General features: G+C 69.1%; 18 protein-coding genes. 12 read left to right on the top strand and 6 right to left on the bottom strand.

What is annotated here, in order from left to right; genetic code table 11:
* The first annotated feature begins 229 nt into the window (after positions 1-229).
* The 11 genes from sufB (at position 230) to ACWGSM_RS00910 (ending at position 9,555) form a co-directional block, all read left to right on the top strand.
* Positions 230-1,648 carry a Fe-S cluster assembly protein SufB gene (gene sufB / locus ACWGSM_RS00960; RefSeq protein ID WP_452321122.1) on the top strand — a complete coding sequence of 473 codons (1,419 nt, stop codon included), beginning with the start codon at positions 230-232 and terminating at the stop codon, positions 1,646-1,648.
* Positions 1,648-2,844 carry a Fe-S cluster assembly protein SufD gene (sufD, locus tag ACWGSM_RS00955; RefSeq protein ID WP_452321121.1) on the top strand — a complete coding sequence of 399 codons (1,197 nt, stop codon included), beginning with the start codon at positions 1,648-1,650 and terminating at the stop codon, positions 2,842-2,844. Before sufB ends, sufD begins: the two co-directional genes overlap by 1 nt.
* Complete coding sequence (locus tag ACWGSM_RS00950) at positions 2,841-3,167, top strand: non-heme iron oxygenase ferredoxin subunit (RefSeq protein WP_313357811.1); 327 nt, start codon at positions 2,841-2,843, stop codon at positions 3,165-3,167. Before sufD ends, ACWGSM_RS00950 begins: the two co-directional genes overlap by 4 nt.
* Entirely contained in the window at positions 3,168-3,938 is a 771-nt protein-coding gene (gene sufC / locus ACWGSM_RS00945) for a Fe-S cluster assembly ATPase SufC (RefSeq protein ID WP_452321120.1), read from the top strand.
* Positions 3,939-3,947: 9 nt separating this feature from the next.
* Complete coding sequence (locus tag ACWGSM_RS00940) at positions 3,948-4,277, top strand: metal-sulfur cluster assembly factor (RefSeq protein WP_313357807.1); 330 nt, start codon at positions 3,948-3,950, stop codon at positions 4,275-4,277.
* Between the two features lies 1 nt (position 4,278).
* Positions 4,279-4,410 carry a hypothetical protein gene (locus ACWGSM_RS00935; RefSeq protein ID WP_452321119.1) on the top strand — a complete coding sequence of 44 codons (132 nt, stop codon included), beginning with the start codon at positions 4,279-4,281 and terminating at the stop codon, positions 4,408-4,410.
* Positions 4,407-5,816, top strand: coding sequence for an MFS transporter (locus ACWGSM_RS00930; protein WP_452321118.1), 1,410 nt, complete (start codon positions 4,407-4,409; stop codon positions 5,814-5,816). The genes ACWGSM_RS00935 and ACWGSM_RS00930 overlap by 4 nt, the downstream gene beginning before the upstream one ends.
* A 135-nt stretch (positions 5,817-5,951) precedes the next feature.
* Complete coding sequence (locus tag ACWGSM_RS00925; RefSeq protein WP_452321117.1) at positions 5,952-6,554, top strand: biotin transporter BioY; 603 nt, start codon at positions 5,952-5,954, stop codon at positions 6,552-6,554.
* Positions 6,551-7,231: an energy-coupling factor ABC transporter ATP-binding protein gene (locus ACWGSM_RS00920; protein WP_452321116.1), complete on the top strand. Its 681-nt coding sequence runs from the start codon at positions 6,551-6,553 to the stop codon at positions 7,229-7,231. The genes ACWGSM_RS00925 and ACWGSM_RS00920 overlap by 4 nt, the downstream gene beginning before the upstream one ends.
* Positions 7,228-7,824, top strand: a complete 597-nt coding sequence (locus ACWGSM_RS00915; RefSeq protein WP_452321115.1) for an energy-coupling factor transporter transmembrane component T family protein — start codon at positions 7,228-7,230, stop codon at positions 7,822-7,824. The genes ACWGSM_RS00920 and ACWGSM_RS00915 overlap by 4 nt, the downstream gene beginning before the upstream one ends.
* 132 nt (positions 7,825-7,956) lie before the next feature.
* Entirely contained in the window at positions 7,957-9,555 is a 1,599-nt protein-coding gene (locus tag ACWGSM_RS00910; protein WP_452321114.1) for an ABC-F family ATP-binding cassette domain-containing protein, read from the top strand.
* A gap of 18 nt (positions 9,556-9,573) precedes the next feature.
* Here the strand turns inward: ACWGSM_RS00910 and ACWGSM_RS00905 are convergent, their stop codons facing one another.
* The 3 genes from ACWGSM_RS00905 to ACWGSM_RS00895 are packed head-to-tail and all read right to left on the bottom strand — an operon-like array spanning position 9,574 to position 10,933.
* Positions 9,574-10,383, bottom strand: coding sequence for an SURF1 family cytochrome oxidase biogenesis protein (locus tag ACWGSM_RS00905; protein WP_452321113.1), 810 nt, complete (start codon positions 10,381-10,383; stop codon positions 9,574-9,576).
* Positions 10,380-10,577, bottom strand: a complete 198-nt coding sequence (locus tag ACWGSM_RS00900) for a hypothetical protein (RefSeq protein ID WP_313355841.1) — start codon at positions 10,575-10,577, stop codon at positions 10,380-10,382. Before ACWGSM_RS00900 ends, ACWGSM_RS00905 begins: the two co-directional genes overlap by 4 nt.
* Entirely contained in the window at positions 10,574-10,933 is a 360-nt protein-coding gene (locus tag ACWGSM_RS00895; protein WP_452321112.1) for a DUF3099 domain-containing protein, read from the bottom strand. Before ACWGSM_RS00895 ends, ACWGSM_RS00900 begins: the two co-directional genes overlap by 4 nt.
* 101 nt (positions 10,934-11,034) lie before the next feature.
* Here ACWGSM_RS00895 and ACWGSM_RS00890 point away from each other — a divergent pair, with 101 nt between their 5' ends.
* Positions 11,035-11,745, top strand: coding sequence for a beta-ketoacyl-ACP reductase (locus ACWGSM_RS00890; RefSeq protein ID WP_452321111.1), 711 nt, complete (start codon positions 11,035-11,037; stop codon positions 11,743-11,745).
* A gap of 30 nt (positions 11,746-11,775) precedes the next feature.
* On the opposite strand, the gene ACWGSM_RS00885 is transcribed toward ACWGSM_RS00890, so the two are convergent.
* The 3 genes from ACWGSM_RS00885 to glgC form a co-directional block, all read right to left on the bottom strand.
* Positions 11,776-12,471 (bottom strand): alpha/beta fold hydrolase, encoded by a 696-nt coding sequence (locus tag ACWGSM_RS00885; protein WP_452321110.1) that lies wholly within the window; start codon positions 12,469-12,471, stop codon positions 11,776-11,778.
* A 62-nt stretch (positions 12,472-12,533) separates the two neighbouring features.
* Positions 12,534-13,169: a phosphoserine phosphatase SerB gene (serB, locus tag ACWGSM_RS00880; RefSeq protein ID WP_452321109.1), complete on the bottom strand. Its 636-nt coding sequence runs from the start codon at positions 13,167-13,169 to the stop codon at positions 12,534-12,536.
* A gap of 16 nt (positions 13,170-13,185) precedes the next feature.
* Positions 13,186-14,427: a glucose-1-phosphate adenylyltransferase gene (gene glgC, locus ACWGSM_RS00875; protein WP_452321108.1), complete on the bottom strand. Its 1,242-nt coding sequence runs from the start codon at positions 14,425-14,427 to the stop codon at positions 13,186-13,188.
* Positions 14,428-14,465 lie beyond the last annotated feature (38 nt).

Raw genomic sequence — 14,465 nt, 5'->3', positions numbered from 1 at the left:
GTTCGCGGAATCGACAGGCGGGCGCGGCCCGCTCGCGAAGCGGAACCTGTAGAATCGGGATTGTGATGAGGGGCGCACACAGCGCGAAATCCCTCACCGATAGTTTAGGCGCGAGTCCTGCGCCGAAGATGAGGGCCCATGAGCGGCATCCTTTCCCTGAAGACTCGACGGGGAACCGGTGTGCCGGGGCGGATGACACCGTCTGGGCCCATATTGAGGAGAGTGAGTCATGTCGGATGTGCTGATCGACCGCCCGGAACTCGATGGGCTGGGGGTGTACGAGTTCGGCTGGCACGACGCTGATGCCGCCGGAGCCAGCGCGCGCCGCGGCCTCTCTGAGGACGTCGTGCGCGACATCTCGGCTCTCAAGAGCGAGCCGGAGTGGATGCTCAAGACCCGCCTCAAGGGGCTGTCGCTGTTCGACCGCAAGCCGATGCCCACCTGGGGCGCGGATCTGAGCGATATCGACTTCGACAACATCAAGTACTTCGTGCGCTCCACGGAGAAGCAGGCGCAGAGCTGGGAAGACCTTCCCGACGACATCAAGAACACGTACGAGCGACTCGGCATCCCCGAGGCCGAGCGCCAGCGCCTGGTCGCCGGCGTCGCCGCGCAGTACGAGTCCGAGGTCGTCTACCACCAGATCCGCGAGGACCTCGAGCAGCAGGGTGTCATCTTCATGGACACCGACACGGCGCTGCGTGAGCACCCCGAGTTCTTCGAGGAGTACTTCGGCACCGTCATCCCGACGGGCGACAACAAGTTCGCCGCGCTCAACACGGCCGTGTGGTCGGGCGGCTCGTTCGTGTACGTGCCCAAGGGCGTGCATGTCGAGATCCCGCTGCAGGCGTACTTCCGCATCAACACGGAGAACATGGGTCAGTTCGAGCGGACCCTGATCATCGCCGACGAAGACAGCTACGTCCACTACATCGAGGGCTGCACCGCCCCGATCTACAAGTCGGACTCGCTGCACTCGGCCGTGGTCGAGATCATCGTGAAGAAGAACGCCCGCGTGCGCTACACGACGATCCAGAACTGGTCGAACAACGTCTACAACCTCGTCACCAAGCGGGCGGTCGCCCACGAGGGCGCCACCATGGAGTGGGTCGACGGCAACATCGGCTCCAAGGTGACGATGAAGTACCCGTCGATCTACCTGATGGGCGAGCACGCCAAGGGCGAGACGCTCTCGGTCGCCTTCGCCGGTCCCGGTCAGCACCAGGATGCCGGCGCGAAGATGGTGCACATGGCGCCGTACACGCAGTCGTCGATCGTGTCGAAGTCGATCGCCCGTGGCGGCGGCCGCTCGGCCTACCGCGGCGAGGTCCGTGTCGACGCCACAGCGCACCACTCCGCCAACTCGGTGGTCTGCGATGCGCTGCTCGTCGACACCCAGTCGCGCTCCGACACCTACCCGGCGATCGACATCCGCGTCGACGACGTGCAGCTCGGTCATGAGGCCACGGTCTCGAAGGTCAGCGAGGAGCAGCTCTTCTACCTGCAGTCCCGCGGCATCGAGGAGACCGAGGCCATGGCGATGATCGTGCGCGGGTTCATCGAGCCCATCGCGCGCGAGCTGCCGATGGAGTACGCGATGGAACTGAACAAGCTCATCGAGATGGGCATGGAAGGATCGGTCGGCTGATGACGGCCCCCACTCAGGCGCCCGAGCTGGCGCCGCAGACGAACGCGCACATCGACCCGGCCGCACAGGTCGCGAACGCCGGTTTCGTGCCGGTGCAGACCCGCTCCGAGCGGCCCCGGTCGTTCGACCCCGACGACTTCGGCGCCCCCACCGGACGCGAGGTCAACTGGAAGCACACTCCCGTCGCGCAGCTGAAGCCGCTGTTCGCGACGGCCGGCGCGACCGACGCGGTCTCCTACGCCTTCAGCCACGAGCGGTACGTGAGCGCACGGCTCGCGCACGGCGAGACCCCGCGGGGCGAGTTCTTCGTCCCCGAGGACGTCGTCTCGGCCGTGGCATGGCAGGGTGCGGCTGAGGCGCTGCACCTCAGCATCCCCGCCGACGAGGAGGTCGCCGAGCCGATCATCGTCACGATCGACGGCCGCGGAGGCCGCGCCGACGCGCACCTCGTGATCGAAGCAGGGCGCCACAGCGTCGCGACGGTCGTGCTGCAGCACACCGGCTCCGCCCAGTACGCGCAGAACGTCGAGATCATCGTGCGCGACGGAGCGAAGCTCAAGGTCGTCACCGTGCAGCGCTGGGAGGACGACGCGGTGCACGCGTCGGCTCACCAGGCGCGCGTCGACCGCGATGCCGAGCTCACCCACATCGTCGTCAGCCTCGGCGGCGGCGTGGTGCGCGTGAACCCGAACGTCGAGCTCGCGGGCACCGGCTCGCACGGCTACCTGTACGGACTGTCGTTCGCCGACGCTGGCCAGCACCTGGAGAGCCAGGTCTACCTGCACCACAAGGGCGCGCACACCACCGGAGACGTGCTCTACAAGGGCGCTCTGCACGGCGAGAGCGCGCACAGCGTGTGGGTCGGCGACGTGCTGATCGGACCGGACGCCACCGGCACCGACTCGTACGAGGCGAACCGCAACCTGGTGCTCACCGAGGGCGCACGCGCCGATTCGATCCCGAACCTCGAGATCCAGACCGGCGACATCGCCGGTGCCGGGCACGCGAGCGCCACCGGTCGTTTCGACGATGAGCAGCTGTTCTATCTGCAGGCTCGCGGCATCTCGGAGGAGGAGGCTCGTCGCCTCGTCGTGTTCGGCTTCCTCACCGAGGTAGTGCAGCGCATCGGCATCCCCGAGCTGCAGGACGAGCTGACCGCCGCCCTCGAGGCCGAGCTCGAGGCGGTGAGCGCGTGAGCGCACAGCGCGCCTGCAGCGTCAGCGAACTCGAACAGGACACGCCGCTGCGCGTCGAGCTCGACGGGATCGCGATCTCGATCGTGAAGGACAGCGACGACGAGATCCACGCGATCGGCGACCGCTGCACGCACGGCGACATCTCGCTGTCCGAGGGGTTCGTGGAAGGCAAGACGCTGGAGTGCTGGGCCCACGGCTCGGCGTTCTCGCTCGAGACCGGCCGCCCCCTCAACCTCCCCGCTTACGAGCCCGTCCCGGTCTTCGTCGTCGAGATCGACGGCGACGACGTGCTCATCGACCCCACTGTCACTAAGGAAGTCTGAATGTCTGTTCTCGAGATCCGCGACCTGCACGTAACGGTCGAGACCGATCAGGGCACGACGCCGATCCTCAACGGGATCGACCTCACCATCAACACCGGTGAGACGCACGCCATCATGGGCCCCAACGGCTCGGGCAAGTCGACCCTCGCCTACACGATCGCCGGTCACCCCAAGTACACCGTCACCCAGGGCACCATCACCTTCGACGGTGAGGACGTGCTGGCGATGAGCGTCGACGAGCGCGCCCGCGCCGGCCTGTTCCTCGCCATGCAGTACCCGGTGGAGATCCCCGGGGTGACCGTCACCAACTTCCTGCGCACCGCGAAGACCGCGATCGACGGCGAGGCGCCCTCGATCCGGCAGTGGACGAAGGACGTCAAGTCGGCCATGTCGAACCTGCGCATGGACCCGAAGTTCGCCCAGCGCAACGTCAACGAGGGCTTCTCGGGCGGCGAGAAGAAGCGTCACGAGATCATGCAGCTCGAGGTGCTCAAGCCCAAGTTCGCCGTGCTCGACGAGACCGACTCGGGCCTCGACGTCGACGCGCTGAAGATCGTCTCGGACGGCGTGAACCGCGCCAAGGAGGCGAGCAACCTCGGTGTGCTGCTGATCACCCACTACACCCGCATCCTGCGCTACATCCGCCCCGACTACGTGCACGTCATCGTCAAGGGACGCATCGTGGAGGAGGGCGGATCAGAGCTCGCCGACCGGCTCGAGGACGAGGGATACGACCGCTTCCTCGACCCCGCCGAGCCCATCGAAGCGTAGGCTGAGAGCATGACCGCGACGCTCACTCCCGAGAAGTACGACGAGGTCACCGAGGCTCTCAAGGACGTCATGGATCCCGAGCTCGGGATCAACGTCGTCGACCTCGGCCTGATCTACGATCTCTCGTGGGACGACGAGAACGACGCACTGGTCATCCACATGACGCTGACCAGCGCCGGATGCCCGCTCACCGACGTGCTCGAGGAGCAGACCGCCCAGGCGCTGGACGCGGTGGTCGACCAGTTCCGGATCAACTGGGTGTGGATGCCGCCGTGGGGCCCGGAGAAGATCACCGACGACGGGCGCGACATGATGCGCGCGCTCGGCTTCGCGATCTGAGATGACGGCGCACGTCGTCGCTCTCGCGCCGACGGAGCAGCAGCGCACGAGTGAGAAGCAGCGGGGGTACCCGGAAGGGGTGCTCCCGCTCTTCGTCGTCGAGACAGGTGTCCCCACTGAGGCGGAGGCGTGACGACCGGCGCTCCGTCGGCGACGATCTGGGACAGCACCCGTCTCGGGATCACGATCGGCTCGGTCGTGCTCATCTTCCTCGCGGCGATCGAGGCACTCGCCGTCACCACGGTGATGCCGGTCGTGAGCGCGGATCTGCACGGCGAGGCGCTCTACGCGGTCGCGTTCTCGGGCACGCTCGCGACGAGCGTGATCGGGATGGTCGCCGCCGGAACCTGGAGCGATCGCACAGGGCCGCGGGCGGCGCTGTACACGTCGGTCGCGCTGTTCCTGGTCGGGCTGGTGGTCTCGGGCATCGCCACCGACATGTACACCTTCCTCGCCGGCCGGCTCATCCAGGGACTGGGGGCGGGTGGCCAGACGGTCGCGCTGTACGTGGTGGTCGCGCGCGTGTACCCGCCGCACCTGCACGGTCGCATCTTCGCGGCGTACGCCGCCGCCTGGGTCATTCCGTCGATGATCGGGCCGTTCCTCGCGGGGCTCGTCACTGAGATGCTGCACTGGCGCTGGGCGTTCCTCGGCGTCGCCGTGCTGACGGCCGGTGCGTTCGTGCTCGTCGCGCAGCGTCTGAGCGGGGTCTCACTCGTGGCGGATGCGCGCGATGCGGGGCAGGGGGATCCGGATGCCGTCGCCGACACCCCGGCCGTGGCACCCGTGCCCGGTTCGTTCGCGACGCGCATGCTGCTCGCCGTCGTCGTGGCCGCCTGCGCGGTGGGCGTCGGCTTCACCGTCGAGGTGCCGTTCCCTGTCGGCGGAGCGCTGGCCGCGATCGGCATCATCGTGATCGGCGTCGCCCTGCTGCCGCTGCTTCCGCAGCGCACCCTGCGTGCGGCACCCGGCCTGCCGAGCGTCGTACTGACCCGTGGACTCATCGCAGGCGCCTTCTTCGCCGCCGAGGCGTACATCCCGAAGCTGCTGATGGACGAGCACGGCTTCTCACCGTCGATCGCCGGCCTGGCGCTGACGCTCGCAGCTCTCGGCTGGTCGAGTGCGTCGGCTGTGCAGGGACGCTGGGGAGAGAGCCTAGGCAGTCGTCGCATCATGCTCATCACCTTCACGCTTCTCGCCACGGCGATCGCCGGCGTGCTGGCGGTGGTGCTCGTCTGGCCACTGCCCTGGATCGTCGTCGTGGGGTGGGGACTCGCCGGCGCGGGAATGGGTCTGCTCTATCCGCGCCTGACGGTGCTCACCCTCGCGTACTCGACGACCCGCGATGAAGGATTCAACTCCTCTGCGCTGTCGATCTCGGATGCCACCGGATCCGCCCTCGCGGTGGCCGTCGCCGGTCTCGGGTTCGTCGCCCTTCCGCTGCTGGGCAGCGGCTTCGCGACCGTCTACGCGTTCGCCGCGGTCCTCACTGTGCTCGCCCTGCTGCCGGGCCTGCGGATGGGCGATCCGGTCCGCTGACGGCGCAGGTCGACAAGATCTGCCCGCCCACGCTGTAGGTGTCGTCGTGCGCCGATCGGGATTCCGTCAATACTGTGGGAATCGTCAACGTGATCGCCGTTCCGGTGCACGTAGCCCACGATCCCTGGAGGACCGATGACTCCCGACCGCCGTCCACTCAGCGCTGATCTCGCACGCATCGCCGTGTTCGCCGCTCTCGTGATCGTCCTCGGCACGGTCATGGTGCCGCTGCCGAGCGGGGTCCCGATCACCGGCCAGACGCTGGGAGTCATGCTCGCCGGACTCGTGCTCGGCGCCCGGCGTGCTCCTCTGGCGATCCTGCTCGTGCTGGCGCTCGCGGCGATCGGGCTGCCCGTGCTGGCCGGAGGCCGTGGTGGACTCGGTGCCTTCGTCGGACCGACCGCCGGGTACCTGGCCGGCTGGGTGGCGGGCGCGATCGTGATCGGGCTGATCGCGCACAGCGGGCGCTTCACCTGGTGGCGTGCGGCCATCGGCGCCGTCGTCGGCGGCATCGTCGTCGTCTACCTCTTCGGGATCCCCGTGCAGGCCGCGGTCACCGGGGTGCCGCTCGATCTGACCGCGCTGTCGAGCGTCGCCTTCCTGCCCGGCGACCTGATCAAGGCGACGCTGGCGACCGTGCTCGCGGTCGCCCTCCGCCGGGCGTATCCGCGCGCCTTCCCGACCGGTCCGGGCGCACCCGCGCGCGCTCTCGGCGCCGGGGCCGTCGCTGCGCAGTGACGACGGCGCACATCGCGTTCGACGACGTCTCCTACACGGTCGACGGCGTCACGATCCTGAGCGGTGTCACAGCGCGGCTGACCGCGCCGCGCATCGCGGTGATCGGCGCGAACGGCTCGGGGAAGTCGACGTTCGCCCGCATGATGAACGGGCTGCGCCGGCCCACCACGGGCGCGGTGCGCGTGCTCGGGCTGGATCCGGCCGCAGACGGGTCGCGGGTGCGCTCGCGGGTCGGGTTCGTGTTCACCAACCCCGAGGCGCAGATCCTCATGCCGACGCCCGCCGAAGACCTGGCGCTCTCTCTCGGCTCCGTGCCGCGAGGCGCGCGCAGGACGCAGGTCGAGCAGATCCTCGACCGGTACGGGTTGGCAGGACGAGGAGATCAGCCGGTCTCGGAACTGTCGGGCGGCCAGCGACAGCTGCTGGCGCTGGCCGCGGTGCTGTGCACGGACCCGCGGCTCGTCGTCGCCGACGAGCCGACGACGCTGCTCGACCTGCGCAACGCCCGCCGGATCGCGGATCTGCTTCTGGGGCTCGCGGTGCCCGTCGTCATCGTCACACACGACCTCGAGCTGGCAGCCCGCTGCGATGAGGCGGTGCTCTTCGACGACGGGCGGCTGGTCGCCGCGGGGGAGCCGCGGAGCGTGATCGAGACGTATCGGCGGATCAGCGCGTGATCTCGTTGTACCGACCGGGTGACAGCATCCTGCACCGGATGCCGGTGGGAGCGAAGCTGCTGGGCCTGGCGTGCAGCGCGCTGGCGATCTCGGTCGTGCGCCCCGGCACGACAGGGACGCTCGTGCTGCTCGGTGTCGCGTCGATCGGGCTGCTGGCGGCCGGCGCCGGGGCGCGTGGTCTTCTGCTCGCCTGGTGGCGTCTGCGCTGGCTCGTTCTGGTGCTGGGCGGCGCGCTCGTGGTCTTCGTGAGCGCTGCCGCGGCCGTGCAGAACACCGGGCGGGTGGTGGCCCTGCTGCTGCTCGCCGAGACCGTGACGAGCACCACGCGGACGGGCGACCTGCTCGACGTGCTGCGTCGGCTGTTCCGACCGCTGCGCGTGTTCGGCATCGACCCCGAGACCCCGGCTCTCGCCGTCTCACTGACCATCACGATGGTGCCGGTGCTCACCGGCCTGCTCGAGCAGGTGCGCGACGCGCAGCGGGCCAGGGGAGTGCGGCTGGGCGCGCGGGCCGCCGTGCCGCTGCTCGTGCTCGCGATGAAGCATGCCGACGACGTCGGCGATGCGCTCACGGCCCGCGGGCTCGGTCGCTGACGCCGCAGCAGCCGCGGACGTCCCGCCCGCCGGTCGTCGGCACACCCCACCCTGAACGAGCCCCGAACCGGCCGCGAACTATACTGGGAGGCTGGCCCTTCGGCCACCCTCCCCCTACGAACGGATACCGCTGTGCTCGCCGTGCATGACCTCGAGATCCGCGTCGGAGCCCGCGTGCTCATGTCGGACGTGTCGTTCCGGGTCACCGCCGGCGACAAGATCGGCCTCGTCGGCCGGAACGGCGCGGGCAAGACGACGCTCACGAAGGTGCTCGCCGGTGACGTCCTCGCCTCCGAGGGCAAGGTCGCACGCTCGGGCGAGATCGGCTACCTCCCGCAGGATCCCCGTATCGGCGATCCCGAGATGCTCGCCAGGACCCGCATCCTCGACGCACGTGGTCTCGGCACCATCCAGCTGGGCATCACCACGGCCTCGCACGACATGGCATCCGACGATCCGAAGATCGCCGAGCGCGCCATGCGGAAGTTCGCCAACCTCACCGAGCGCTTCGAGGCGCTCGGCGGCTATGCGGCTGAGGCCGAGGCGGCATCCATCGCCAACAATCTCTCGCTGCCCGACCGCATCCTCGATCAGCCGCTGAGCACCCTCTCCGGCGGTCAGCGCCGCCGGATCGAGCTCGCGCGCATCCTGTTCTCCGACGCCGACACGATGATCCTCGACGAGCCCACCAACCACCTCGACGCCGACAGCGTCGTGTGGCTGCGTGAGTTCCTGAAGAACTACAAGGGCGGACTCATCGTCATCAGCCACGATGTCGAGCTCGTCGGCGAGACGGTCAACCGGGTGTTCTACCTCGACGCGAACCGTCAGGTCATCGACATCTACAACATGAACTGGAAGAACTACCTGCGCCAGCGGGTGGCCGACGAGGAGCGCCGCAAGAAGGAGCGCGCGAACGCCGAGAAGAAGGCCACGCAGCTGCAGCTGCAGGCCGCGCGCTTCGGCGCCAAGGCGTCGAAGGCCGCCGCAGCGCACCAGATGGTCGCCCGCGCCGAGAAGCTGCTGTCGGGCCTCGACGAGGTGCGCCAGGTCGACCGGGTCGCCAAGCTGCGTTTCCCGAAGCCCGCACCGTGCGGGAAGACCCCGCTTATGGCATCCGGTCTGTCGAAGTCGTACGGCTCGCTTGAGATCTTCACCGACGTCGATCTCGCGATCGACCGCGGTTCGAAGGTCGTCGTGCTGGGGCTCAACGGCGCGGGCAAGACCACGCTGCTGCGTCTGCTGGCCGGGGTCGACCAGCCCGACACGGGTCAGCTCGAGCCCGGCCACGGGCTCAAGATCGGCTACTACGCCCAGGAGCACGAGAACCTCGACGTGAAGCGGTCCGTGCTCGAGAACATGATCTCGGCCGCGCCCGACCTGAACGAGACCGAGGCACGCAAGGTGCTCGGATCCTTCCTCTTCACCGGCGACGACGTGCACAAGCCGGCGGGCGTTCTCTCGGGTGGCGAGAAGACCCGACTGTCGCTGGCGACCCTGGTCGTGTCCGCGGCCAACATGCTGCTGCTCGACGAGCCGACGAACAACCTCGACCCCGCCTCCCGCGAGGAGATCCTGGGTGCGCTCGCGCACTACGAGGGCGCGGTCGTGCTCGTCTCGCACGACCCGGGAGCGGTCGCATCGCTCAACCCTGAGCGTGTGCTGATCCTGCCGGACGGCGTCGAGGACATCTGGAGCAAGGAGTACCAGGACCTCATCGAGCTCGCCTGAGCTCCCAGACGGTGGGGATCAGCGCATCGCGGAGTCGAGCAGCGCGTCCTCGTCGTCGGCGTCCCGGTCGCGCCGGCGCGGCTGCCGCGGCGGCAGCTCTCCGGCATCCTCCCTCGCCTTCACGATCTCGATGCGGATGACGTAGCCGATGAAGGCGAAGCCCATCGCGGCGAACAGGATCCACTGGATCGCGTACGACAGGTGCGGGCCGGGGTCGTCGGTGGGGGCGTCGAACCCGCCCAGAGCGGGTGCCCCGGCCGGATCCTCGGACACGAGCTGTCCGTACGTGCTCGTCACGAGCGACGGGTTCACCCGGTCGGCGATCGTCGGCAGATGGATCGTGGGCACCTGCCCCTCCGGTGCGGTGCGACCCGACGCGGGGAGACGCTCGCCCTGGCGCAGCCGCACCACCACGGTGCTCTCTCCAGCGGGGGGCTCGGGCACGGTCCTCGGCACGGTGTCCTCACCCGACGAGATCCAGCCGCGATCCACGAGCAGCACCAGACCGCTCTCATCGCGGAAGGGCACGAGCACCTCGAACGCGCTCGTGCCGCCGTGCGGTCGGTTGCGCACGAGCATCTGCTCGTCGGCGAGGTACTCACCGCGCAGCAGCACCGGATGCCACTCATCGGCGGGCGCGAACGCCGCATCGTCGCCGAGCAGATCGACGACGGGCACGGGCGCGGCGTCGTAGTTTCGCTCGACGAGTGCGATCTGCCCGGCACGCGACTCGTTGCGGTCGAACTGCCACTGCGCCAGGAAGGCGCACGCGATCGCGAAGCCGATCGCGATGAGCAGGTACACGCCCCAGCGCATCAGACGGCTCACGCAGGAATCCCCTCGTGCACGGCCACGGGGAAGTCCCGTGCCCTGAGGTAGTCGCTCAGGAACCCCACGTGCGCGTCGCACGCGAGCCAGATCTTGCGCCGATCCTCCGCATGGATGCGGGGATTGCGCCACACGATGTGATGCGTGGCGGGCTCGCGGCATTCCGCCCGCGCGCATTCGAACTCGGCAGTCATCGGTCGGCCCCACGGTCGTCGTGACTTTCCACGATGGTGATCACGTCCGGCTCGGCAGGGGTCGCGGCGGGCGACGAAGCACCGGGCGCCTCGAGCTGCGCCAGCGGGGACTCCACGGCCCTGGGCGTGCTGTCGCTGCCCGCGTTCGCGTAGACCACGGCGATGTACGGGAGGAAGATCGCGGCGACGGCGAACGCCCACGTCCACCACCCGAGCGGCTGCACGACGACCATGAGCAGGAAGCACACCGTGCGGATGATCATGGTCAGCGCATAACGGCGCACGCGGTGATCAGCCTCGTCCTGCGGCGACGGCGGCAGGGAGGTGACAGCGGGGGCGCGGCGCTTCTCTTTCACGGTGCTTCCAGCCTACGCCGCGCACGGTGCATCGGACGTCGTCCGGTGCGGCCGCGCTCGGTAGGATGGCGTGCGATCCGGTCCCCAGTCAGGAGCCCCATATGAGCGCTGAGCGCGTCGTCCTCGTCACCGGCGGAAACCGCGGCATCGGCCGCGCCATCGCCGAACGCTTCGTCCGCGACGGATACCGTGTCGCAGTCACGGCACGCAGCGGTGAGGGCCCGGAGGGCACGCTGACCGTCCGCGCCGACGTCACCGACGCCGCCGCCATCGACGCGGCGTTCACCGAGGTCGAGCAGCAGCTCGGGCGGGTCGAGATCGTCGTCGCGAACGCCGGGATCACCAAGGACACCCTGCTGATGCGCATGAGCGAGGACGACTTCGACAGCGTCGTCGCGACGAACCTCGGCGGCACCTTCCGCGTGGTCAAGCGCGCGTCGAAGGGCATGCTGCGCGCGCGCTTCGGACGCGTCATCCTCATCTCCAGCGTCGTCGGCCTGTACGGCTCCGCCGGGCAGGTCAACTACTCGGCGTCCAAGAGCGCGCTGGTCGGCTTCGCCCGCTCCCTCACGCGCGAGCTGGGCGGGCGCGGCATCACCGCGAACGTGGTCGCACCGGGCTTCATCGAGACGGACATGACGGCCGAGCTGCCGGAGGAGACGCAGAAGCAGTACAAGGCGAGCATCCCCGCGGGCCGTTTCGCGACGCCGGATGAGGTCGCCGGCGCCGTCGTGTGGCTCGCCGGCGACGACGCCGCCTACATCTCCGGAGCCGTCATCCCGGTCGACGGCGGCCTCGGCATGGGCCACTGAGGCCGGTCACGACCCGGCTCCGTCGGGCGGTCAGCGGTCGACGGCGGCCACCAGCAGCGCGGCCAGCCGATCCGGCGCGGTGAACTGCGGCCAGTGGCCGGAGTCGATCTTCACGACCTCGGCGTTCGCGATCGCCCGGTACTCCTCGCCGTAGGGCCCCCAGCCGTCGGCCTCGGCATCGACGCGCGCCTGGTCGTACGAGCCCATCAGCATCGTCACCGGCACACCGTGCCGGCTCTCGTGGGTGAGGGCGATGGGGTCGCTGGGCACGCGCGCGGGCACGCTGCGCGTCAGCGGAAGTGTGCGCGCTCGGGTCTCGTCGTCGAGGTCGTATACGTCTTCCTCGGGGAAGAAATCCCAGCCGGGGAACGGCACGACACCGTCGACGAGCGGGAAGTCGCTGATCTCCTGACCCGGTGCGGGCGGGATCGTGTCGACGAACACGACCCGTCGCACGCGCTCCGGGCGGGCATCCGCTGCGCCCCAGATGACGTTGCCGCCACCGGAATGTCCGATGAGCGCGACGGGCTGCTCTGCCGCGTCGATGTGCCGCACGACCGCGTCTACCCAGTCCGCCATGCGGACGTCGGATGACGCGGCGGCCGGCTCACCCACCCCCGGCATGGTAAGTGCGAGCGGATCGTGCCCGGCGGCACGAAGCGCGTGCACCACCGGATCCCACGACGACGCGTCGAGCCACAGACCGGGAACGAGGATGATGTCCATGCGAAGACGCTACGCGCAGGCTCCGACATCGTCCAGCGTCGGCGCCCGCCGCGCGGCGCCCCTCAGGGCAGCAGCGGGATGATCTCGGACAGATCCTGCGGCCCGACGACCAGCGACGCGGCCGCGCGCACGGCGGGCTTCGCGTTGAAGGCGATTCCGAGCCCTGCCACGGCCATCATCGTGAGGTCGTTCGCTCCGTCCCCGATCGCGATGGTCGCGTGCGGTGCGACGCCCAGCTCGGCAGCCCAGCTCTGCAGAGAGGCCGCCTTCGCATCGGCATCCACGATCTCGCCGTCGACGGTGCCGGAGAGTGATTCGCCCTCCAGCGTCAGCCGGTTCGCGCGCCAGCGATCGACGCCCAGTCCGGGGGCGATGTGGTCGAGGATCTCGTGGAACCCGCCGGAGACGACACCGACCACCCCGCCGCGTTCGTGCACCGCCCCGGTCAGCTCGCGCACGCCGGGCGTCGGCTCGATACGCGCGCGCACGCGCTCGAAGGCGGTCGTCGGCACGCCGCGCAGGGCTTCGACACGCGAACGCAGGCTCGTCGCGAAGTCCACCTCGCCGCGCATCGCCGCCTCGGTCGCCGCCTGCACCTCGGCCCGGCGGCCCGCTTCGTCGGCGAGCAGCTCGATCACCTCATTGCGGATGAGGGTGGAATCGGCATCGAGGACGACGAGGAATCGCGCAGCGGTCACCCGTCGAGCGTAGCGGTCAGCGGGTGATGCGAACGCCCTTGCCGACGACCGTGATGCCCGAGTCCGTCACCGTGAAGCCGCGCTCCAGATCCCGGTCGCGATCAACGCCCACCGTGGCCCCCTCCTCGAGGATGACGTTCTTGTCGAGCACCGCGCGTCGCACGCGCGATCCGAGGCCCATCTGCACGTTGTCGAGCAGTACGGAGTCGGTGATGGTCGAGCCGCCCAGGGCGACCCCGCGCAGTCCGATCACACTGCGCTCGATGTGCGTGCCCGAGAGCACCGACCCCGCGGCGACGATCGAGTCGATCGCATTGCCGATCCGGCCGACGGCATCGCGCACGAACTTCGCCGGCGGCATGTTGACGTTCTGCGTGCGGATCGGCCAGTCGGTGTTGTACAGGTTGAAGATCGGCAGCGTCGAGATCAGGTCCATGTGCGCGTCGAAGTACGAGTCGATGGTTCCGACGTCCCGCCAGTACGAGCGGTCGCGCGGCGACGAACCCGGCACGACGTTCTGCTTCATGTCGTAGTAGCCCGCTTCGCCGCGCTGGACGAAGTAGGGGATGATGTCGCCGCCCATGTCGTGCCCGGACGAGGCGGATTCGCCGTCCGCCTCGACCGCCGCGACGAGGGCATCGGCGTCGAAGACGTAGTTGCCCATCGAGACGAGCACCTCGTTGGGGGAGTCGGCGAGGCCCACCGGGTCGGCGGGCTTCTCGAGGAAGTCGCGGATGCGTCCGGTGTCGGGGTCGGCGTCGATCACCCCGAACTGCGAGGCCAGGGCGATCGGCTGACGGATGCCCGCGACCGTCGCCGGCGCGCCGGACGCGATGTGCGCCTCGATCATCTGCTGGAAGTCCATGCGGTAGACGTGATCCGCGCCGATCACCACGACGATGTCCGGCTTCTCGTCGTTGATGAGGTTGAGGCTCTGCAGGATGGCATCTGCGGAGCCGGAGAACCAGCGCTTGCCCAGACGCTGCTGCGCGGGCACCGAGGTGACGTAGGAGTCGAGCAGCGCCGACATGCGCCAGTTCTGCGAGACGTGCCGATCGAGGCTGTGCGACTTGTACTGCGTCAGCACGACGACCTGTCTCAGTCCCGAGTTGATGAGGTTGGAGATGGCGAAGTCGATCAGCCGGTACTGGCCGCCGAAAGGCACCGCCGGTTTGGCTCTGTCTGCAGTGAGGGGCATGAGTCGCTTGCCCTCACCGCCGGCGAGGATGATCCCGAAAACCTTCTTAGGAGCCGACATGCGTCCACCATAGAGCGCCCGGTGGCCGATGTACTACC

The sequence above is a fragment of the Microbacterium sp. NPDC055521 genome, assembly GCF_053619695.1.
Note: the sequence above shows the minus strand (reverse complement) of the source record. Positions and strands in the feature narration are given on the sequence as shown.

Bases quoted from the DNA above. Each gene is read 5' to 3' on its own strand.
- ACWGSM_RS00925 (WP_452321117.1), top strand. From the start codon at position 5,952: ATGACTCCCGACCGCCGTCCACTCAGCGCTGATCTCGCACGCATCGCC.
- glgC (WP_452321108.1), bottom strand. From the start codon at position 14,427: ATGTCGGCTCCTAAGAAGGTTTTCGGGATCATCCTCGCCGGCGGTGAG.
- ACWGSM_RS00935 (WP_452321119.1), top strand. From the start codon at position 4,279: ATGACGGCGCACGTCGTCGCTCTCGCGCCGACGGAGCAGCAGCGCACG.
- ACWGSM_RS00890 (WP_452321111.1), top strand. From the start codon at position 11,035: ATGAGCGCTGAGCGCGTCGTCCTCGTCACCGGCGGAAACCGCGGCATC.
- sufD (WP_452321121.1), top strand. From the start codon at position 1,648: ATGACGGCCCCCACTCAGGCGCCCGAGCTGGCGCCGCAGACGAACGCG.
- ACWGSM_RS00940 (WP_313357807.1), top strand. From the start codon at position 3,948: ATGACCGCGACGCTCACTCCCGAGAAGTACGACGAGGTCACCGAGGCT.
- sufC (WP_452321120.1), top strand. From the start codon at position 3,168: ATGTCTGTTCTCGAGATCCGCGACCTGCACGTAACGGTCGAGACCGAT.
- sufB (WP_452321122.1), top strand. From the start codon at position 230: ATGTCGGATGTGCTGATCGACCGCCCGGAACTCGATGGGCTGGGGGTG.
- ACWGSM_RS00885 (WP_452321110.1), bottom strand. From the start codon at position 12,471: ATGGACATCATCCTCGTTCCCGGTCTGTGGCTCGACGCGTCGTCGTGG.
- ACWGSM_RS00900 (WP_313355841.1), bottom strand. From the start codon at position 10,577: ATGACTGCCGAGTTCGAATGCGCGCGGGCGGAATGCCGCGAGCCCGCC.